Below are 19,100 nucleotides of genomic sequence, written 5' to 3' on the forward strand. Positions count from 1 at the left end.
ACCGAAATACTTGGTGATTGCTGCGGTCAGCGTGGTCTTGCCGTGGTCAACGTGGCCAATCGTGCCGATGTTGACGTGCGGTTTTGTACGCTCAAACTTTTCCTTTGCCATTCCTCAGGCGCCCTTTTGCGATTTGGGGGACCCTTGGTCCCGTGGTTACATCTGCGCGCGCGAGATATTTGGTTCAAAGGGGAAAATCAAGCACATCCTGCGTTAAAACCCGTTTATGACGCCGGATTTTGCGTAACCTCGACGGATTCCAGCGGCTGGATCAGGTCTGGCCGCCTGTCGAACCAGCCATTGTCCTTGTGTTCTTCGGCCAACCACTCTTCGACACGATCGGCTACTTTTAGTGCAAGACCGTCCATTTGCTCTTCTCTCGTGCGGGTGTGACCTGAGCCTGCCAAAGCACTTTCGCTGGTTGTATCTTCTAGAACCTGAAACTGCTTGCCCTTGGCCAGAAACTCTTTCTTGCGGACGTCGTAAACATTCACCAGGACGATAGCCGTGCTTTTGGGATTATAGATCACAGGCACGCCCGGAGGGGCCAGCATGTAACCTTCGAGGCTGATACCAATGTCATATTCCTGCGCGCCCTCGTAGCGGCCCAGACGAACATCCACCGCTTTCTGAATGGCGTCTTCCCATTCCTTAGGCGTCGCATCCCGAGACACCGGGCCCTGCTTGGCCTTCTCGGCAAATGCGTAATTGACGCGCAGCTTGAACTCGCCCAAGGATTCAGGTTCTTCATAAACCTGCGTCTGTGTACACGCGCCCATCAGGGCAAGTCCGGTGATCAGGGTCAGAATGCGCAGCATGTGTCTCGTCTCGATAGGCCTGTTTTTCTTTGATCTAGCGCACCGATACCGCCCGTGCCAAGCAGTATCGGCGGAATTTCACTGTTGTGGCCGCCTGATCACGAAAACTTATAGTCCCGCGGGAAGCCATAAGGCGGCTTTTTCCCGACACTTGCGCGCTTCGCGAGCCACTGAGACAAATCCGCCTCGTGCCGGGTCTTGTCGCCGCCCATGGACCACTTCAGACCCTCTTCCCAGTTGAAAGTGGTCACGTCGGACAGACCGCCGTCCAGTTCCAGCGTCCCCTGCCGGCCGCGCGCCATGTTGTATTTCTGCAGGCGCACGCCCTTACCGCGACCCATTTCCGGCAGCTCATCCACCGGGAACACCAGGAATTTGCCGTTCTGGGACACCACGGCGACGTGGTCTCCGTCGACCGGTTTACAGATCATCGCGGTCTCGTCACCCTTGACGTTCAGCACCTGTTTACCGTTGCGGGTCTGCGCCAGCACGTCATCCTCAGGCACCATGAAGCCGTTGCCCGCGTCCGAGGCCACCAGCAGCTTGCGCCCCGGCTTGTGGATCAGGATGTCGATGATCTGCGCTTCGTTCGGCAGATCAACCATCAAACGCAAAGGCTCGCCCATACCGCGCCCGCCCGGCAGGTTCGCCGAACTGACTGTATAGAATCGTCCATTCGAGGCGAAGACAAGCAACCGGTCCGTCGTTTCCGCGTGGAAGATGAACCGCGGGCCGTCGCCGTCCTTGAATTTAAGTTCGCGCTTCAGGTCGATATGGCCGGTCATGGCGCGGATCCAGCCCATTTGCGAGCAGACAACCGTGATCGGCTCTTTGTCGATCATCGCTTCAAGCGGAACTTCCTCGATCTGGCCGGCCTCGGCAAATTGGGTCCGGCGTGCACCACCCTCGTAGTCTTTGCCGAAGGTTTTCTTGGTCTCTTTAAGTTGCTCGGCGATCTTGGCCCATTGCAGGGCGGGATCGGCCAGCAGGTCTTCGAGATTAGCACGCTCTTCCATCAGCGCATCACGTTCGCGAACCAGTTCCATCTCTTCCAGACGGCGCAAGCTACGCAGGCGCATGTTGAGGATTGCGTCGACCTGCACTTCGGACAGTTCGCCCTCACCCGGCTTGGGCGAAACATAATCGGCTTCGCTGGTGGCACGGATGTGGTCGACGCCCCAATCCTCGCGCATCAGCGCGGCTTTGGGGTCGTCGTCATAGCGGATGATGTCGATCACCCGGTCGAGATTGAGGAAGGCAACGATAAAGCCCTCCAACACCTCAAGACGGTGGTCGATCTTGGCCATGCGGTGATGCGAGCGGCGGATCAGAACCTCTTGCCGGTGATCGAGGAAGGCGCGCAGCACTTCCTTCATCGAGCAGACTTTCGGAGTCACACCATCGATCAGCACGTTCATGTTCAGGCTGAACCGCACCTCAAGGTCCGAGTTGCGATAGAGCATGCCCATCAGAACCTCAGGGTCCACGTTCTTGGAACGCGGCTCAAGGATCAGACGAATATCATCGGCGGATTCGTCGCGGACATCCGCGAGGATCGGGATTTTCTTGGTCTGGATCAGCTCCGCGATCTTTTCGATCAGCTTGGATTTCTGAACCTGATACGGGATCTCGGTGACGATGATCTGCCACTGGCCACGGCCCAGATCCTCGACCTCATACTTACAGCGCAGACGGAACGACCCGCGCCCGGCGCGATAGGCCTGCGCAATGTTCTCGGGCGGCTCGACGATCACACCACCGGTCGGGAAGTCCGGGCCGGGCACGTAGTTCAGCAGGGTGTCGTCGCGCGCATCCGGCGTTTTGATCAGATGCAGGCAGGCGTCGCATAGCTCTGAAATGTTATGCGGCGGAATGTTCGTCGCCATACCCACCGCAATACCGCTGGCACCGTTGGCCAACAGGTTCGGGAACTGCGCGGGAAGTACAACCGGTTCGGTCAGTGTGCCGTCATAGTTGTCACGGAAATCGACGGCGTCTTCGTTCAGGCCCTCAAGCAGCGCCTCGGCCACGATGGTCATCCGCGCCTCGGTGTATCGCGAGGCAGCTGGATTGTCGCCGTCTATATTGCCGAAGTTGCCCTGCCCGTCGACCAGCGGGTAGCGGACGTTGAAGTCCTGCGCCAGACGCGCCATCGCATCGTAAATCGCAGCGTCGCCGTGCGGGTGATAGTTACCCATCACGTCGCCGGAAATCTTCGCAGATTTACGGAACCCGCCCGTCGCGCTGAGTCGCAACTCGCGCATCGCGTAGAGGATTCGCCGATGAACCGGCTTCAATCCATCCCGCGCATCCGGCAACGCCCGGTGCATGATGGTGGACAGCGCATAGGTCAGATAGCGTTCGCCAATCGCGCGGCGCAGTGGCTCGGCTATCTCGCCCCCGTTTTCAGGGGCCTCCATGTTGGGGTCGTCGATCGTGTCGGTCATAGATGATGTGATACGCCGCAAGAGCCCGCTGGTAAAGCAACCAGCATGTATTTTGCTGGGGACAAGTGGCGCTTTTTGCAACAGGGGGAGACAAGCCCCGGATTTCCCCCGTTTTTCGACTCGAACCCGGAAATATGGTAGGCTGTCTTTATTAGACTGCTGCTGAATTCTTGTTTCTTACGATTGATCTTGGGGGATGCGCCATGACGCGCCTTATTGTTATCACTTTCGCTGCCTTGGGCTGGTGTTTCTATGTAATGAGCGGCGGGCCGGACTTTGAACCGCGCGGCCAGCGCAGCGAACAACCTGTGCGCGTAGCAACAGCGCCGAAACCCGCAACCGTTAATAAGGCCGAGGAACTGGTGACCAATGTCGCGGCTGTGACGACCACCGCACGCGTGCAACCGGAGCCCGCAACCGAAGAGATCGTCCAGATCGTGCCGGAACCGACAAGTCTGCAATCGCTCTCGGGCATTTCGGTGTTCGACGATCAAAGCGCCAATATCACGCTTGCCTCACTGGAGGACGGAGTGGCGGGGCTGCGCCAGATCACCGAAGACGTGACGCAGGAGGCCGTAGAAACCGAGGTTATTCCCGAGCCTGAAAAAGACATCCGCGAAATCTCGGGTACCCGTGTGAACATGCGCGACGGGCCGGGTACAATCTATCCCATCATCGGCAAAGCGACCATGGGCCAAAAGGTCGAAGTCCTGAGCGAATCCGGAACCGGCTGGCTGCGCCTGCGCGTGTTGCCTGCGCAACAGGTCGGCTGGATTTCGGCTTCCCTGGTCAGAAAAACAGCAAACTGACGTAGTGCCGTCATTGTCCTGACCTCAACCTCGCCATAGCTTTGGCTTGAGTTAAGTTTCAGGAAGATCATGCAGAAAACCATTCTCATTACCGGTTGCTCGTCCGGAATCGGTTTGGACGCAGCACACGGCATGCGTGCGCGCGGTTGGCGCGTCTTTGCCTCCTGCCGTCAACAGCGCGATTGCGACCGGTTGCGGGCGCAGGGCTTTGAAAGCCCGCGCATTGACTACACGGATGCCGAAAGCATTTCCAAAGGCCTCGCCGAAGTGCTTGAGGCCACCGGCGGCACTCTGGATGCGCTTTTCAACAACGGCGCACACGGCCTGCCCGGTGCCGTCGAGGATCTGCCGACCGAAGGACTGCGCCTGATTTTCGAAGCCAACTTCTTTGGCTGGCACGAACTGACCCGCCAGGTGATTCCGGTCATGCGCGGTCAGGGGCACGGGCGAATCGTTCAGAACTCATCGGTTTTGGGTTTCGTCGCTTTCCCGTGGCGCGGCGCATATGTGGCCACGAAATATGCTGTCGAAGGTTTGACCGACACTCTTCGATTGGAACTGGCCGGAACGGACATCAAAGCGATCCTGATTGAACCCGGTCCGATCACGTCAAAAATCCGCGAAAATTCGATCCCCTTCTTCGAGCGCTTCATCAATTGGGAGAACTCGGCCCTACGCGAAAAATACGAGTCTTCGTTGTTGAAAAGACTGTACGAATCCTCAGGACCGGACCGTTTCGAGCTTCCAGCATCGGCCGTGACCAACAAGCTGGCCCACGCGGTCGAATCGAAAAGACCGCGTGCCCGGTATTATGTCACGACACCGACCTATATCGCGGGATACCTACGCCGCCTTCTGCCAACCCGTACTATCGATCGCATCCTGTCGGACGTCTGAGGCGAAGATTCTCATTCGCTTTTCACGGCTGCCCGGCTACATGGTAGCCTAACGAAACGAAAACGCGGACGGTGTACTCATGGACCTATTGATGGTCGTTTTGCTGTTGGCCATGGCGGCGGTCGTCGTCGTGCTGGCAATTGGAATCTCCAATTTCGGCAAAAGCGGCAAGGCTGCCGCGATGAAAAGCAACAAGATGATGCGGCTGCGCATCCTGTTTCAGTTCATTGCCGTGGTGCTCATCGTGCTCTACGTCTACCTGCGCGGACAGGGAGTGCAATAAATGGTCGTTCTGAACAAGATCTACACGCGTACCGGCGATGATGGCAAAACTGCTCTGGGCAATGGCGAACGCGTCGCCAAGTACTCAGGTCGTGTGGCAGCTTATGGAACCGTGGACGAGTTGAACGCCTTTGTCGGTGTCGCACGAACGGCGGCCGAAGGTGACGTTGACGCTGCCCTGGCGCGCATCCAGAACGACCTGTTCGATTTGGGCGCGGATTTCTGCCGCCCCGACATGGAAAAAGATGCCGAGGCCGACTACCCGCCGTTGCGGATCATTCCGTCTCAGATCGACCGGCTGGAAGCCGAAATCGACGTCATGAATGAAACACTGGAACCGCTGCGCAGCTTTATCCTGCCCGGAGGGTCGCAACTGGCGGCACACCTGCATGTCTGCCGGACGGTTTCCCGCCGCGCCGAGCGGCTGGCCGTAGAGTTGACCAACATGGAGCCTGTGAACGAGGTCGCTGTGAAGTATCTCAACCGCCTCAGCGACTGGTTTTTTGTTGCTGCCCGCTGCGCCAACGAAAACGGCACGTCAGACGTGTTGTGGGTTCCGGGCGCGAACCGCTGAAGCCAACGTTGAAAGCAATATTCTTTCGCGCCGTTGCGTCAAAATACACGAAACGCGACGTCTCAAGTTCATGACGTGACGATTTTGCTCTGTTGCAGCATGAATTGAGACGTTATTCAGTCCCCCGAGAGCATTGGTGGAGTCGCAACGCGGCTTACCATTTTTTGTGAGGAGCAAGCGCAAAATGAAGGTACTCGTGCCTGTGAAGCGCGTGATTGACTATAATGTGAAGGTCCGCGTGAAAGCGGATGGTAGCGGTGTCGATCTCGCCAATGTCAAAATGTCGATGAACCCGTTCGACGAGATTGCGGTGGAAGAGGCGATTCGCCTGAAAGAAGCGGGCAAGGCTGACGAAGTCGTTGCGGTTTCGATCGGTGTGAAGCAGGCGCAGGAAACCCTGCGGACCGCGCTGGCCATGGGCGCCGACCGCGCCATTCTGGTTGTGGCCGCCGATGACGTCCATCAGGACATTGAGCCGCTGGCCGTTGCCAAGATCCTGGCCAAAGTGGTCGAGGAAGAGCAGCCCGGCATCGTTCTGGCGGGCAAGCAGGCGATCGACAACGACATGAACGCCACCGGTCAGATGCTGTCGGCCCTGCTGGGCTGGAGCCAGGGCACCTTTGCCTCGGAACTGGACATTGAAGGCGACACCGCCAAGATCACCCGCGAGGTGGACGGCGGTCTGCAGACCATCAGCGTCAAGATGCCGACCATCGTGACCGTTGACCTGCGCCTGAACGAGCCGCGCTACGCGTCGCTGCCCAACATTATGAAGGCAAAGAAAAAGCCGCTGGATGAGAAGACCGCCGCCGATTACGGTGTCGACGTCACTCCGCGTCTGGAAATCGTCAAAACCGAAGAGCCGCCGGCACGTGCCGCCGGTATCATCGTAGGCTCGGTCGACGAGCTGGTCGAGAAACTCAAAGAAGCGGGGGCTGTGTAATGGCTGTTCTTCTTCTCGCAGAGGTTAACAACGGCGAACTGGCGCTGGACGCCACCGCCAAGGCTGTCACCGCTGCCAAGGCGCTGGGTGACGTGACCGTTCTGGCCGCGGGCGGTTCTGCCGCTGCTGCCGGTGAGGCCGCCGCCAAGATCGACGGCGTGTCGAAAGTTCTGGTTGCCGAAGACGCATCGCTGGGTCACCGCCTGGCGGAATCGACCGCAGCCCTGATCGTGGGCCTGGCCGATGGGTACGAGCACATCGTGGCCCCTGCCACCACCGACGCCAAGAACGTGATGCCACGCGTGGCCGCGCTGCTGGACGCCATGGTGATCTCGGATGCGTCCGGCGTGGTTGACGGTTCAACCTTCGAGCGCCCGATCTATGCGGGCAACGCGATCCAGACCGTCAAGTCGAACGACGCCAAGAAAGTCGTCACCTTCCGTACCGCGTCCTTTGATGCGGCCGGCGAAGGCGGTTCGGCTTCGGTTGAGACCATCTCGGTTGGCGACAACCCGGGTCTGTCGTCGTGGGTCGAGGACAAGGTTGCTGAAAGCGACCGTCCGGAACTGACCTCGGCTGGCGTTGTTGTCTCAGGCGGCCGCGGTGTCGGTTCAGAAGAGGACTTCAAACTGATCGAAACCCTGGCCGACAAGCTGGGCGCCGCCGTTGGCGCATCGCGCGCGGCCGTGGACTCGGGCTATGCGCCGAACGACTGGCAGGTAGGTCAGACCGGTAAGGTTGTTGCCCCCGATCTGTATGTCGCCGTCGGCATCTCGGGCGCGATCCAGCACTTGGCTGGCATGAAGGACTCGAAGGTCATCGTTGCGATCAACAAGGACGAAGAGGCCCCGATCTTCCAGGTCGCCGACTTCGGTCTGGTCGCAGACTTGTTCCAGGCCGTGCCGGAACTCACCGAAAAACTTGGCTAATCCTAAGGGTTTCTACGGAAAGTCTTGCCAGGCCCGCCAATAGGCGGGCCTTTTTCAGTTTAGGTTTCGAACGGGGCCAAGCAAAGCGGCCGCAATAGCCCGATGCGCCGCCGGCCCGATCATATGCTCCGCCATTGGCTGCTGCATCGTCCCGAACAACATGTCTTCAAGCTCATCCGACTGACCACTTACCTGAGTTGTCACATCCACAAAGTCAGCGCACTGGTTGGCTAGAGTGTCCATCATCTGATCCGTCACGCACACGCCGGGAAATTCGGGATGGTCCCTGCTTTCTGCATCCCAAAGCACTTGCAGCCGCAGAAGAATCACCGGTGATCTCAGCCGTTGCAGAAAGGTGCCAACCTGCCGAACCCAGTTGCTGCGCAGTTCGTCCGCCACCACTTCAAAGCGGGCATCCTCAAATCCATGCAAACACGTCAGCAAGTGGCGCACAAAATGTACATCGGTCAGGTCGACCTCGGGATACAGATATCTCAAGTCCTGTGTCGGTGCCAGAAACCGGTCGTTGCGCCTGGGATGGACGCGATAGAATCGGTTTGATTGCCCGAGCAAATCGGGCGCTTGCACAACGCAGGCATCAGCAACGTTGAGCAGGTCGAACAGCCCACCGTCGCGGCACAATGCATCGACGCCGCTGAACAGGCTTCCCAAATTCAAAACGCTCCGCTTCAACCCTTCCTCTAGTATCGTTGCAAAGGGTCGGTCGACAAATCGCCCGAATGTCTCATCTCCGCCGACGCAAGCCACGTAAGGTCGGTCCAACACTCGCTGCGCACCGCGAAACCACAACCTCGACCCGCCATACTGGCAAACGTCATGCCCGGGTCCCCCCGAGCTTGTTTGATGATAGCTCATAACACTCACCCAAATTTCACCCGATTGCCATTTAGAAGCCGCAAGTCTTGAGAAAATCCTAATGTGCGCATTTGAAGCAAATTCGAACAACCGGATTCCCTTGCCGCCCGCCCCGATCTGCCGATATTGTCGCCGTAACCCGGGACACAAAGGCACCTGAACATGGATGTAAAATCAGTCGGAGTGATTGGCGCAGGTCAGATGGGCAATGGCATTGCTCATGTTCTGGCACTGGCGGAGTATGACGTTCTGCTGAACGACGTATCGCAGGACGCGCTTGATGGCGCCATAGCGACGATTGAAAGCAATCTGGCGCGTCAGGCGTCGCGAGGCAAAATCTCGGACGCGGACATGCAAGCGGCGCTGAGCCGGATCAAGACGACCCTTGATCTGCCGGAACTGGGCCAGACTGATCTGGTGATCGAAGCCGCCACCGAACGCGAAGCAATCAAACAAGCGATTTTCGAGGACCTGCAGCCTCATCTGTTACCGCACACGATTCTGACGTCGAACACATCGTCCATCTCGATCACACGACTGGCGAGCCGCACGGACCGCCCCGAGCGTTTCATGGGATTCCATTTCATGAACCCCGTACCTGTGATGCAACTGGTCGAGTTGATCCGGGGCATTGCCACGGATGAAGCGACATTCAAGTCCTGCAAAGCGGTCGTCGATCGGCTTGGCAAAACAGCAGCCAGCGCTGAGGATTTCCCGGCTTTCATCGTGAACCGCATCCTGATGCCGATGATCAATGAGGCGGTTTATACCTTGTATGAAGGTGTCGGCAGCGTTCAATCGATTGACCAGTCGATGCGACTGGGTGCGAACCACCCCATGGGCCCGCTGGAACTGGCAGATTTCATTGGTTTGGACACGTGTCTGGCCATCATGAACGTGCTGCATGACGGGCTCGCGGACACCAAATATCGACCCTGCCCGCTGCTAACGAAATACGTCGAAGCCGGGTGGTTGGGGCGTAAGACCGAACGCGGGTTCTATGATTACCGGGGCGAAACTCCGGTTCCGACGCGATAAAAGGGGCCAGCCCCCGCGCCCGGATTTTATCCGGGCTCACCTCCGAGATATTTTCAGCCAGACGAAAAGCGGATCAGGGCTTGAGCGATTGGCCAAGCGCCATGGTGTGTTTTCTGAGCCAGGCCATGAAACCGCGCGGATCGCGTTCCAGCAATTGCATATCTTCTTCCGAAATCGGCTCGCCAATCACCGGCGACTGCGGCTTGTTGCACGAGCGGACGATTTCATGCAGCAACAGCCCCTGCCGCAAGATGGGCGAAAGTTTGTTGGCAATCTGATACGCGCGTGAGTTTCTACCAGGAAAGAAAATAGGCACCACCTGGGCGCCTGAACGCCGGATCATCTTGGCGGTGAATACGTTCCATTCACGCTCTATTGCTGGTCCGAACCAGTCGTCCGAGGACATCACGACCCCCGACGGGAACAGCGCAACTACGCCACCGTCTTTCAGGTGCTCCATTGCCTTGCCACGCATTTCCAGCATTTTGGTTTGTGCTTCCGGGTCATGCGGAAAAGGCACCGGGATCATGAAAGACGTCGCCGCCTCGTCCAGACCTGTCAGGACCGAGCGGGTCAGGATTCGGTAATCGCTGCGCACCTGTCCGATCAGCTCAGCCAGGATCATGCCGTCGACCATGCCGTGCGGGTGGTTTGCAACCACGACAACCGGCCCCTTCTTCGGCATCCGTTCAATCTGTTCCTGCGGTGTTGTTAGTTCGATTCCCATAGTCTTGAGGGCGCCGCCCCAGAACCGCTGACCACGATAGTATTCGTTCTTTTTCTCGAACTTGTTGACCATTCGCAGAATGGTCAATTTACCCGTGCACCATTCGATGGCGCGGATAGCTGTAGACGTCCAGGCATCGTCGAACGAGTTCGCATAGGTCAGGGTTCTACGGTCGTAGATTTCGCCCTGGTCTTCTGTCCCATCCACAACCGGGCCTGTCTTGGTCTCGTGCGTCGTTTCCGCCAATTCCTGGTCTTCCCGTTCTTCATGTCGCGACTGAGCGATCAGAACCCTTCGCCAAACTTGTCGTTCACCAGGGTTTCCAATGCATCAGCCAACGCCTCAGCATCCGGTCCGGACGTCTCGACGTCAATAGTCGTTCCGCGCGAGGCTGCCAACATCAAAAGACCCATGATACTGTCCCCTGATGCAGAAAGTCCGTCTTTGGACACCTCGGCCTGCGCATCAAAGCCCTCGACCACCTCAACCAGCTTGGCCGAGGCGCGGGCGTGTAGCCCCTTTTCATTGATTATTTTCAAGCTTCGATTGGTCATTCTTAATCAATCCGGTCTTAATCCAACGTCACGTTTTGCGCGTTAATGTACTTGCGGCCAGCCTCCATTGCCCGCCGAACAGCATCCCCGATCGGCAGGTGGCGACTTTTGGCCAGTTTAATCAGCATAGGCAGATTTGCACCGTAAAGGATACGGCGATCCTGCGGCGTGCAGGCTTTCAGACTCAGATTCGATGGGCTTCCCCCGAACAGGTCAGTTACCACGACGACACCGTCCCCGACATCGACATTGTCTGCAGCAATACAGATCTCAGCCTGCTTGGCCTCACGATCATGGTCGGCCTCGATCGAGATCGCGGCCAGTCCAGGTTGCTGCCCCACCACATGCTGCATAGCGGCCAGATACTCCTGAGCCAGCCCGCCGTGTGCTACGAGTACGATCCCGATCAATCCGGCCTCACATTCAACGATCGACGTTCCAATTCGCGGTGCCTAATTGCCACTTGCTGCCCCTGTTCTGCAAGGGCCTTTGCAACCGCTTCGGCGGTTGCAACCGATCTGTGTTGCCCTCCAGTACACCCAAAGGCCACCGAGAGGTGCGCTTTGCCTTCGGCGCGAAATGCCGGAAGCAGCAGCTTCAACAGATCAACGACCCGGTCGAAAAATGGCGCATAGTTCGCATCTGACTGAACGTAGTGCGCCACACCCGGGTTTCGACCATCTTCCGCCCGCAGTTCCGGTCGCCAATAGGGGTTTGCCAGAAAGCGGCAATCAAAGACCATGTCCAGCCCCCGTGGAAGGCCGCGTTTGTATGAGAAGGATTCGATCGATATCGCCAGATGCCGGCCGCCCTTCGGCGCGAACCAGCGCTCGACTTCCTCGCGCAGCTGATGAACGTTGAGTGGGCTGGTATCAATCAAGGTGTCGGCGATTTCGCGGATCGGGGCCAGTAGCTCCTTCTCCTGCCGGACACCGGTTTCAGGACCGGCATCGACCGCAACAGGGTGGCGCCGGCGGGTTTCCGAGAAACGGCGCAACAGCACTTCGTCGCTGCAATCGAGATAGAGTATCGTCAGGTCGACATGTTCCATCCGCCGAAGGCGCACGGCAAGTTCAACAAAACCGATGGTCGAGAAATCGCGGTTGCGCGCGTCAATGCCCAGCGCCATCGGGCGATCATTTTCGGGGCCGTCCAACAGGCGCATTAAAAGACCCATCGGCAGATTGTCGATGGCCTCAAAACCCAAATCTTCAAGCACACGGATCGCGGTTGACCGCCCGGCCCCCGAGGGACCAGTTACCAGAACGATACGCCGCTGTGGTTTCATTTGCTGGGCCATTCCGGGTCCACCCGCCCCATTTTTGTAAGTTGCATGAGTGCTCCTGCCAAATTGGGGACGCCGTGCGCCCGAAGCAAGGGAACAGTTTGCCTCAGGACTCGGACCAAAACCGGTTCCGGCAATCGCGCCGGCTCGGGCTGATCCATGTCCACGACGTAACTTATACTAACCGGCCCTATCGGTGACGCCTGGAGCAATCCAACACCGCGGGCCTCGATAATCCCACGGATGTTCGGCGCTGCATCTGCCATCACCTGATCCTCACCGTCACGCAACTCCACCCTGTCATCTGCGACAAAGTCGGCCCCCAGGGCCATCATCTGCAAGGCCAGAGCTGATTTGCCTGCCCCCGAAGACCCGACGATCAGAACACCTCGCCCCTCAACCGCTACGCAGCTTGCGTGAATAATGGCTGTGTCCCGGCCTTCTGCCTCAAAGAGAGTCGCGCCGTTCATGACTTATATGGGCAACCCAACGACAAAGCGCGCGCCCAGCGGGTCCGAGGTAATGTCAGCTTCGGTCGGTCGAATGTTCTCGGCCCAGATCACACCGCCATGTGCTTCGACAATCTGTTTGGAAATCGCCAGCCCAAGGCCCGAGTTATTGCCGAAATGTTCGGCTGGGCGCTGTGAATAGAACCTTTTAAAGACTTTGGTCAAAGCCTGTTCGGGGATACCGGGGCCGGTGTCTTCGACCACGACCAACACCCGATTTTCCCTCCGCCGAACCCAAACACGGATCGCGTCGCTTTCCTCGCAAAATGAAGTCGCGTTGGTGATCAGATTGACAAAGACCTGCGCCAGCCGTGCCTCGAGCCCATTGATTACAATCGGATCCGCGGGCAAGTCGGTGATATAGTCGATGCCCTTGGCCCGCGCCTCTTCACCCAGATATTGGCTGATATTGCCGACCAGCTTCACAAGGTCAAAGGGCTGTTCTTCTTCCTTGACCAGTTCGGCATCCAGACGTGATGCGTTCGAGATATCGCTGACCAGACGATCCAGCCGACGCACGTCATGTTCAATCACGCCCATCAGTTTTTCACGCTGGTCCTCACGCGTGACCATCCGCAGCGTTCCCACCGCAGATTGAAGGCTGGCCAGCGGGTTCTTGATCTCATGCGCGACATCGGCGGCAAACTGTTCGTTCGCATCGATCCGATTGTACAACGCGGTGACCATGCCGCGCAGGGACCGGCTTAGCAGGCCAATCTCATCCGGGCGTGCGGTCAGGTCTGGAATGCGGATACGGCCAGGGTTCACGCCAGCCCCCCGATCCTTGCCCAATTCAGCAGCGGCGGCCAGATCAGCCAGCGGGTTCGCAATGGTCGACGCCAAAACCAGACTAAGCCCGATCGAGACCAGCAGCGCGACAACAAACATCTGAAGGATGCGTTCTTGCTCGCGTCGGGCCAGTGCGTCGATTTCTCCGGATGGTCCGGCCATTGCAACAGCGCCAACGGCAGCGCCATCCTGCAGAATCGGAGCAGCAGCTACAATTACCGTTTCACCAAAGTCATCCTTGACCGCCTGCACCTGCATATGACCCTGAAGGGCTTCGGGGATTATGGACTGAACCCTTTGCGCTAGCGTTGGCGCGTCGCTGGGTTCAGCACCTGTGAAAACGCGTGACAAACCGGTCCAGACAGCGTTCAGGGCGTCGCTGATCAGCGTACTACCGGTCTGAAGTTCTGCTTCGGACATCAGCAGTTCCGATGATTGCGAGGCCGCCCCGCGCGCCCAACCGATCAGTGTTCCCCGAGCATCATAGACAAAGACCTCGCCCCCTGCGGGAAGGCTGAGGCCCTCAAGTGTATCCTTCACGTCCAGCGCGCTTGCACCCTGGGACAAATCTGACGCTTTCTGCCGCAACTGTGCTTCGAACACGTTGCTGACCAGTTGCGCGTCGCCGATCAGGTTGCGAGCTGTCTGCTGAACTTGCTCTTCCCTTGAATCGTCAAGGTAAAGCAGCCCTGTCACCAGAGTCACCAACGCGATCAGGTTGAAAGTGATGATCTTGCGGGCCAGCGGCGAGCCACGCATTGCGAACAGGTTGCGGCGACGGCGCGATGCCCTCAGCTCGGCCGACTCGGGATCCTGCGGGATGACCCAATCATCCCCCAGAACGACATCGCCGTCCCGCAATTCGCTGGCTTGTTCGGTATCGCGCACGAGACCCGGTTACCCCTAGTATGTGGCCACGCCTATTCTTCGTTGTACCTGTACCCAATTCCGTACAGTGTTTCGATCGCCGAGAACTCCGGGTCTGCAGCGCGCATCTTTTTGCGCAGGCGTTTGATATGGCTGTCGATCGTGCGGTCATCCACATAGACCTGATCGTCATAGGCCACATCCATCAACTGATCGCGGCTTTTGACAAAGCCCGGTCGCTGCGCCAGCGCCTGCAACAGCAGGAATTCGGTCACTGTCAAAGAAACGTCCGAACCCTTCCAGCTGACAGCATGGCGCAGGGGATCCATCCGCAGATCGCCGCGCTCCATAACCTTGGCGTCACCAGTGTTGGCCGTAGTCACATCGCCCGACGTCGCCTCTTGCCGGCGCAACAGCGCACGAATGCGCTCGACCAACAGGCGCTGAGAAAAGGGTTTCTTGACGTAGTCATCCGCACCCATCCGCAGACCAAGAACCTCATCGATCTCGTCATCCTTGGATGTCAGGAAAATCACGGGCATCTGTGTTTTCTGCCGCAGCCGCTGCAACAGGTCCATCCCGTCCATCCGCGGCATCTTTATGTCCAGAACGGCCATATCCGGCAGTTTCTTGTTGAAAGCGTCCAGCGCTGCCTGCCCATCGTTATAAGTCTCGACCTCGAACCCTTCGGCTTCGAGCGTCATAGAAACGGACGTCAGAATATTTCTGTCGTCGTCCACCAATGCAATCTTCGACATCGGGTTAACCCCTATTCCTGCTCACTCACGCAATAATTCGCTTATTAGTAAGGCATCTTTGGCGTTTTTACGGCCCCGAATCAATCCGTATCTGCGATTCGTGCGATTGTTGTCACACAGCTGCGGCAAAAAAGCCGTTAATGCGCGCGTAAAAGCGCCTTGTTTTCCGGCAGGAAATCCGTGGTGGCGCTAAACTTTGACTTGGTTGCGCTAACTGGGTCAAACCGCGCTGTTCATGCCCCAAACGACCGTGATAAGACCCGCCCATCCGCCGGTTTTTCCCGGTATACTGCCCCAAGAGCGCACCCCGGCCCAACCGCCGGCGCGCCGCCACAGGAGAAGAAACGCATGACATCTGGACGGGTTAACCCGCAATTCCGCCTCGAAGATCAGGGCATCGAGGGTCTGGGCAATGTCTATTACAACTTCATGGAACCGGCGCTGATCGAAGAAGCGCTGAAGCGCGGCGAAGGCACCCTTGGCAATGGCGGAGCTTTCCTGGTCACCACCGGCAAATTCACCGGCCGTTCGCCCAAGGACAAGCACGTCGTAAAGACTGACAGCGTCGTGGACACCATCTGGTGGGAAAACAACGCCGAGATGACCCCCGAAGGGTTTGACGCCTTGTATGCCGACATGCTCGAGCACATGAAGGGTCGTGACTATTTCGTGCAGGATCTCGTTGGCGGTGCCGATCCGGCCTACTCGATCAATGTGCGCATGGTCACCGAACTGGCCTGGCACAACCTGTTCATCCGCCACCTGCTGCGTCGCCCCGATCGGGAGGATCTGGAAGAGTTCGTTGCGGACTTTACCGTCATCAACTGCCCCAGCTTCCGGGCCGACCCGGCCAAGCACGGTTGCCGCAGCGAGACGGTGATTGCGCTAAATTTCGACCGCAAACTGATCCTGATCGGCGGCACCGAGTACGCGGGTGAAAACAAGAAGTCGGTCTTCACCTTGCTGAACTACATGCTGCCGGAAAAAGGCGTGATGCCGATGCACTGCTCGGCCAACCATGCCGTTGGCAATCCGGTCGACACAGCTGTCTTTTTTGGCCTGTCCGGCACCGGCAAGACCACCCTGTCGGCCGACCCATCGCGCACCCTGATCGGGGACGACGAACACGGCTGGTCGGATCGTGGGACCTTCAACTTCGAAGGCGGCTGCTATGCTAAGACCATCAACCTGAACGCCGAGGCCGAACCCGAGATCTACGCGACCACCAGCAAATTCGGCACGGTGATCGAGAACATGGTCTTTGACCCCGAAACCAAAGAGCTGGATTTCGAAGACGACTCGCTGACAGCGAACATGCGTTGCGCCTACCCGCTGGAATACATCTCGAACGCATCGAGCAGTGCGCTGGGTGGACACCCGAAGAACATCATCATGCTGACCTGTGATGCGTTCGGTGTTCTGCCTCCGATCGCACGGCTGACACCGGCGCAGGCGATGTATCACTTCCTGTCAGGCTTCACCTCGAAGGTTGCCGGCACCGAACGTGGCATCACCGAGCCTCAGCCGACATTCTCGACCTGCTTTGGCGCACCATTCATGCCGCGTCGTCCGGAAGAGTACGGCAACCTGCTGCGCGACAAGATCGCCCAGCATGGTGCGACCTGCTGGCTGGTCAACACCGGCTGGACCGGTGGTGCCTATGGCGTTGGCAGCCGGATGCCGATTCGCGCCACTCGCGCCCTGCTGACCGCCGCTCTGGAAGGATCACTGCGTGATGCTGAGTTCCGCAAGGATGCCAACTTTGGCTTTGACGTCCCTGTTTCGGTGCCTGGCGTCGCCGAAGTTTTGCTGGACCCGCGCCGCACCTGGGATGATCAGGCAGCGTTTGACAAGCAGGCTGAGAAACTGGTGCAGATGTTTGCGGAGAACTTTGAGCAATATCTGCCCTTTATTGATGATGACATCAAAGCCGTAGCAATCGGCTAAATCAAAAGGGGGCGGTCTCGCCCCCTTTTTTCTTTGCCCCAGGCGAGCAGAAACTAGGTTATCACCTTATAGTTGTATAATGCACAATGCATATACAAATACATTGCCCGACCCGTCTGATTAGAGTATTTCCGGATGTCATTATGATGAATGAGCCCGGCGCTTGCGCACCGGGCGGGAAGTAAAAAGACCTTGGGGCTACTCATGAGCGCGCACTCACATTCGCGATTTGAGCAACCTAATCAACTATCTAGTGTAATCCATCGGGGATGGGTGTCAATATGAGACGCGCCGCATATCATTGAGATTCAGCGAGCTGCTCACTTTCGCTCACGCGCGAAAGACGACAAGGAAAACAACAGGTAAAAAGAAATGACGGAAATCTCGAAACTGACCGAACTTCGCAAATTGATGCAGAGTATGGAACGGACTCTGGGCCTTGAGCAACTCTCTCCGGTTGAGCGTGACATTTATTACGCGGCCGAAGAACTGTCCAAAGCTGATCAGGAAGTCCGCACCTTCGGTCTGATCGAGCACACTCTTGTCCAAAGCGTTTCGCGTCCGACATTTTTCCGTGCGCTGAAATCGTTGGTGCAAAAGGGCTACCTGTCTCAGAGCGGCAGCGCCAATCGGGGACGGTATATCGTTCATGCGCCCAAATGATGCGCCCAACCTGCGCACTGATGGCTGAACACCGTGCGCAGATGGGCCTCTGATACTTTCTTTGCCTCATTGGCTTACGCAGTTGCATCATACCTCACCTTCGAGGTCCTGATGCCGCTTCAAAACGTGTTCTTTCCGGAATACCCAAGCCGGGCCAGTCTTCTGTTTCTACCCCATGGCGTGCGTGTGTTGGCAGCGTGGCTACTGGGTTGGCGCGCGATTTTCGCCTTGCTGCCCGGGGTCTTCATCGTTTTTGCGTTTCTGGGCGGCACCGATGTCTTTCTACCCAGCCGATTGCTGGCGATCGTCATCGCTGTAACAACTGTTCCGGCCGTTTTCTATCTGTGCAAATGGGCAGGCTGGGATCTGTTTCCCAGCCCCGACCGAAAGCCTTGCTGGTTGTGCGTCATGGGTGTGGGCGTCGTCACGTCCTTCCTTGTTTCCGCTTTGACCAACATGGCATTCGGCAGCGCAAAAGTGGAATACGTTGCCTTTTTGATCGGCGATATTTCGGGGCTGTTTTTTCTGATGCTCGGGCTGTATTACACGCTCCGTTTTGTGGACAGCAGGGGTTAACCCATCAGCCCCCGGCGGAGCAGGTTCAAACCGGCGACCAGCAGCACCATCAGCGTCACCTTACGAAACAGCGCTTGGTCGATCCGTGACTGCAATTGCATCCCAACCCACATTCCGGCTACCGCCGGCGCGATCAGAGCCGCGGAGAATGGCGCTGTGTCGGCCCTCAGAATGCCCGACCCCAGATGCGCCAGTGCCAGCGCAATTGCGCCAAGGCCGTAAATGACACCCTGAACACGCATCTGGACCGCTTTTGGAGTATTCAAAGCCGTCAGATACGCAACGGTCGGCGGTCCCCAGATGCCTGACATACCCCCAATGAAGCCTGCCACCGCCCCCATGATGATCTCGATACGGGCCGAAGGTTGTTCCAGTACAAGCTTCACCCCCAACACCTGAATCAACGCAAAAAACGCGACCGGAATGCCGACCATCAACAGAAAGGTCGACGTCGGCACCAGAGTGACCAGTTGGGCCCCCGCCAGAAGGAACACCAACCCGACGATCAGGAAAATACGAAACTGCTTGATCGATGACACAGCGGCAGGGACGCCCTGCCCCAAGGCCTGAAAGACATTGGTTACAAGTGTCGGAAGGATCAGCCCGGCAATGGCCAGCTCGGGCGGCAGGAAGATACTCAGCCCGGACACCAGCACCATCGGCATGGCAAAGCCGACTATTCCTTTGACCCAGCCCGCCAGAAAGGCAACGCCCATGGCGAACAGAAGATCGTGCAGAGTTATTATGGAAAACAATGTCATGACCCCGTGATATCACCTCTGGCGGGCGCTGCACTGCAAAAACGTCAAAGC

Annotated in this window: 22 protein-coding genes; 10 read left to right on the top strand and 12 right to left on the bottom strand. The window is 57.8% G+C overall.

The genetic code is table 11. The annotated features are described in order from the left end of the window. The 3 genes from ACR0AA_RS20785 to ACR0AA_RS20795 form a co-directional block, all read right to left on the bottom strand. The coding region (locus ACR0AA_RS20785; protein ID WP_170744588.1) for a GTP-binding protein at window positions 1-111 on the bottom strand (111 nt) is incomplete at its 3' end. A 113-nt stretch (window positions 112-224) separates the two neighbouring features. After that, on the bottom strand, window positions 225-818 hold the full coding sequence (locus tag ACR0AA_RS20790) for a hypothetical protein (protein WP_480665650.1): 594 nt from the start codon (window positions 816-818) through the stop codon (window positions 225-227). Between the two features lie 98 nt (window positions 819-916). Further along, window positions 917-3,265, bottom strand: a complete 2,349-nt coding sequence (locus tag ACR0AA_RS20795; protein WP_480665651.1) for a DNA topoisomerase IV subunit A — start codon at window positions 3,263-3,265, stop codon at window positions 917-919. Between the two features lie 203 nt (window positions 3,266-3,468). Here ACR0AA_RS20795 and ACR0AA_RS20800 point away from each other — a divergent pair, with 203 nt between their 5' ends. The 6 genes from ACR0AA_RS20800 (at window position 3,469) to ACR0AA_RS20825 (ending at window position 7,699) form a co-directional block, all read left to right on the top strand. After that, entirely contained in the window at window positions 3,469-4,074 is a 606-nt protein-coding gene (locus ACR0AA_RS20800) for an SH3 domain-containing protein (RefSeq protein WP_480665652.1), read from the top strand. A 69-nt stretch (window positions 4,075-4,143) separates the two neighbouring features. After that, window positions 4,144-4,971 carry an SDR family NAD(P)-dependent oxidoreductase gene (locus ACR0AA_RS20805; RefSeq protein ID WP_480665653.1) on the top strand — a complete coding sequence of 276 codons (828 nt, stop codon included), beginning with the start codon at window positions 4,144-4,146 and terminating at the stop codon, window positions 4,969-4,971. Between the two features lie 79 nt (window positions 4,972-5,050). Beyond that, window positions 5,051-5,254, top strand: coding sequence for a twin transmembrane helix small protein (locus ACR0AA_RS20810; protein ID WP_480665654.1), 204 nt, complete (start codon window positions 5,051-5,053; stop codon window positions 5,252-5,254). Then, on the top strand, window positions 5,255-5,827 hold the full coding sequence (locus ACR0AA_RS20815) for a cob(I)yrinic acid a,c-diamide adenosyltransferase (RefSeq protein ID WP_480757156.1): 573 nt from the start codon (window positions 5,255-5,257) through the stop codon (window positions 5,825-5,827). Between the two features lie 184 nt (window positions 5,828-6,011). After that, window positions 6,012-6,770, top strand: coding sequence for an electron transfer flavoprotein subunit beta/FixA family protein (locus tag ACR0AA_RS20820; protein WP_480665656.1), 759 nt, complete (start codon window positions 6,012-6,014; stop codon window positions 6,768-6,770). Continuing rightward, window positions 6,770-7,699 (top strand): electron transfer flavoprotein subunit alpha/FixB family protein, encoded by a 930-nt coding sequence (locus tag ACR0AA_RS20825; RefSeq protein ID WP_480665657.1) that lies wholly within the window; start codon window positions 6,770-6,772, stop codon window positions 7,697-7,699. The genes ACR0AA_RS20820 and ACR0AA_RS20825 overlap by 1 nt, the downstream gene beginning before the upstream one ends. A gap of 54 nt (window positions 7,700-7,753) precedes the next feature. Here ACR0AA_RS20825 and ACR0AA_RS20830 read toward each other — a convergent pair whose 3' ends face one another. Next, entirely contained in the window at window positions 7,754-8,575 is an 822-nt protein-coding gene (locus ACR0AA_RS20830; RefSeq protein WP_480757160.1) for a DUF6473 family protein, read from the bottom strand. Between the two features lie 162 nt (window positions 8,576-8,737). Between ACR0AA_RS20830 and ACR0AA_RS20835 the strand changes: the two genes are divergently transcribed. Next, window positions 8,738-9,613 (top strand): 3-hydroxybutyryl-CoA dehydrogenase, encoded by an 876-nt coding sequence (locus ACR0AA_RS20835; protein ID WP_480665659.1) that lies wholly within the window; start codon window positions 8,738-8,740, stop codon window positions 9,611-9,613. Between the two features lie 73 nt (window positions 9,614-9,686). Here the strand turns inward: ACR0AA_RS20835 and ACR0AA_RS20840 are convergent, their stop codons facing one another. The 7 genes from ACR0AA_RS20840 to ACR0AA_RS20870 are packed head-to-tail and all read right to left on the bottom strand — an operon-like array spanning window position 9,687 to window position 15,102. Next, window positions 9,687-10,586 (bottom strand): lysophospholipid acyltransferase family protein, encoded by a 900-nt coding sequence (locus ACR0AA_RS20840; RefSeq protein ID WP_480665660.1) that lies wholly within the window; start codon window positions 10,584-10,586, stop codon window positions 9,687-9,689. Between the two features lie 38 nt (window positions 10,587-10,624). Further along, window positions 10,625-10,894, bottom strand: coding sequence for an HPr family phosphocarrier protein (locus ACR0AA_RS20845; RefSeq protein ID WP_170428736.1), 270 nt, complete (start codon window positions 10,892-10,894; stop codon window positions 10,625-10,627). A 17-nt stretch (window positions 10,895-10,911) separates the two neighbouring features. Then, the gene (locus ACR0AA_RS20850) at window positions 10,912-11,304 is read right to left on the bottom strand and encodes a PTS sugar transporter subunit IIA (protein ID WP_480757163.1); all 393 of its coding nucleotides are present in this window, start codon (window positions 11,302-11,304) and stop codon (window positions 10,912-10,914) included. Next, entirely contained in the window at window positions 11,301-12,194 is an 894-nt protein-coding gene (rapZ, locus tag ACR0AA_RS20855; RefSeq protein WP_480757165.1) for an RNase adapter RapZ, read from the bottom strand. The genes ACR0AA_RS20850 and rapZ overlap by 4 nt, the downstream gene beginning before the upstream one ends. Then, the gene (locus ACR0AA_RS20860; protein ID WP_480757167.1) at window positions 12,179-12,649 is read right to left on the bottom strand and encodes an HPr kinase/phosphorylase; all 471 of its coding nucleotides are present in this window, start codon (window positions 12,647-12,649) and stop codon (window positions 12,179-12,181) included. The genes rapZ and ACR0AA_RS20860 overlap by 16 nt, the downstream gene beginning before the upstream one ends. Window positions 12,650-12,652: 3 nt before the next feature. Continuing rightward, window positions 12,653-14,365, bottom strand: a complete 1,713-nt coding sequence (locus ACR0AA_RS20865; protein WP_480757169.1) for a sensor histidine kinase — start codon at window positions 14,363-14,365, stop codon at window positions 12,653-12,655. Window positions 14,366-14,397: 32 nt separating this feature from the next. Continuing rightward, the gene (locus ACR0AA_RS20870) at window positions 14,398-15,102 is read right to left on the bottom strand and encodes a response regulator transcription factor (protein ID WP_480665665.1); all 705 of its coding nucleotides are present in this window, start codon (window positions 15,100-15,102) and stop codon (window positions 14,398-14,400) included. A 348-nt stretch (window positions 15,103-15,450) separates the two neighbouring features. Between ACR0AA_RS20870 and ACR0AA_RS20875 the strand changes: the two genes are divergently transcribed. From ACR0AA_RS20875 to ACR0AA_RS20885, 3 genes are all read left to right on the top strand, one after another. Then, complete coding sequence (locus tag ACR0AA_RS20875) at window positions 15,451-17,049, top strand: phosphoenolpyruvate carboxykinase (protein WP_480665666.1); 1,599 nt, start codon at window positions 15,451-15,453, stop codon at window positions 17,047-17,049. Window positions 17,050-17,421: 372 nt separating this feature from the next. Continuing rightward, window positions 17,422-17,712: a hypothetical protein gene (locus ACR0AA_RS20880; protein WP_170764026.1), complete on the top strand. Its 291-nt coding sequence runs from the start codon at window positions 17,422-17,424 to the stop codon at window positions 17,710-17,712. A gap of 111 nt (window positions 17,713-17,823) precedes the next feature. Continuing rightward, on the top strand, window positions 17,824-18,288 hold the full coding sequence (locus ACR0AA_RS20885) for a hypothetical protein (protein ID WP_480665667.1): 465 nt from the start codon (window positions 17,824-17,826) through the stop codon (window positions 18,286-18,288). On the opposite strand, the gene ACR0AA_RS20890 is transcribed toward ACR0AA_RS20885, so the two are convergent. After that, window positions 18,285-19,049, bottom strand: coding sequence for a sulfite exporter TauE/SafE family protein (locus ACR0AA_RS20890; RefSeq protein WP_480757173.1), 765 nt, complete (start codon window positions 19,047-19,049; stop codon window positions 18,285-18,287). The genes ACR0AA_RS20885 and ACR0AA_RS20890 overlap by 4 nt on opposite strands. Window positions 19,050-19,100 lie beyond the last annotated feature (51 nt).

Source organism: Ruegeria sp. CE8, assembly GCF_056537465.1.

Coding starts and splice junctions, on each gene's coding strand:
- ACR0AA_RS20880 (WP_170764026.1), top strand. CDS start 17,422: ATGACGGAAATCTCGAAACTGACCGAACTTCGCAAATTGATGCAGAGT.
- ACR0AA_RS20790 (WP_480665650.1), bottom strand. CDS start 818: ATGCTGCGCATTCTGACCCTGATCACCGGACTTGCCCTGATGGGCGCG.
- ACR0AA_RS20795 (WP_480665651.1), bottom strand. CDS start 3,265: ATGACCGACACGATCGACGACCCCAACATGGAGGCCCCTGAAAACGGG.
- ACR0AA_RS20870 (WP_480665665.1), bottom strand. CDS start 15,102: ATGTCGAAGATTGCATTGGTGGACGACGACAGAAATATTCTGACGTCC.
- ACR0AA_RS20885 (WP_480665667.1), top strand. CDS start 17,824: ATGCCGCTTCAAAACGTGTTCTTTCCGGAATACCCAAGCCGGGCCAGT.
- ACR0AA_RS20800 (WP_480665652.1), top strand. CDS start 3,469: ATGACGCGCCTTATTGTTATCACTTTCGCTGCCTTGGGCTGGTGTTTC.
- ACR0AA_RS20860 (WP_480757167.1), bottom strand. CDS start 12,649: ATGAACGGCGCGACTCTCTTTGAGGCAGAAGGCCGGGACACAGCCATT.
- ACR0AA_RS20890 (WP_480757173.1), bottom strand. CDS start 19,049: ATGACATTGTTTTCCATAATAACTCTGCACGATCTTCTGTTCGCCATG.
- ACR0AA_RS20810 (WP_480665654.1), top strand. CDS start 5,051: ATGGACCTATTGATGGTCGTTTTGCTGTTGGCCATGGCGGCGGTCGTC.
- rapZ (WP_480757165.1), bottom strand. CDS start 12,194: ATGGCCCAGCAAATGAAACCACAGCGGCGTATCGTTCTGGTAACTGGT.
- ACR0AA_RS20805 (WP_480665653.1), top strand. CDS start 4,144: ATGCAGAAAACCATTCTCATTACCGGTTGCTCGTCCGGAATCGGTTTG.
- ACR0AA_RS20820 (WP_480665656.1), top strand. CDS start 6,012: ATGAAGGTACTCGTGCCTGTGAAGCGCGTGATTGACTATAATGTGAAG.
- ACR0AA_RS20875 (WP_480665666.1), top strand. CDS start 15,451: ATGACATCTGGACGGGTTAACCCGCAATTCCGCCTCGAAGATCAGGGC.
- ACR0AA_RS20815 (WP_480757156.1), top strand. CDS start 5,255: ATGGTCGTTCTGAACAAGATCTACACGCGTACCGGCGATGATGGCAAA.
- ACR0AA_RS20835 (WP_480665659.1), top strand. CDS start 8,738: ATGGATGTAAAATCAGTCGGAGTGATTGGCGCAGGTCAGATGGGCAAT.
- ACR0AA_RS20830 (WP_480757160.1), bottom strand. CDS start 8,575: ATGAGCTATCATCAAACAAGCTCGGGGGGACCCGGGCATGACGTTTGC.
- ACR0AA_RS20825 (WP_480665657.1), top strand. CDS start 6,770: ATGGCTGTTCTTCTTCTCGCAGAGGTTAACAACGGCGAACTGGCGCTG.
- ACR0AA_RS20845 (WP_170428736.1), bottom strand. CDS start 10,894: ATGACCAATCGAAGCTTGAAAATAATCAATGAAAAGGGGCTACACGCC.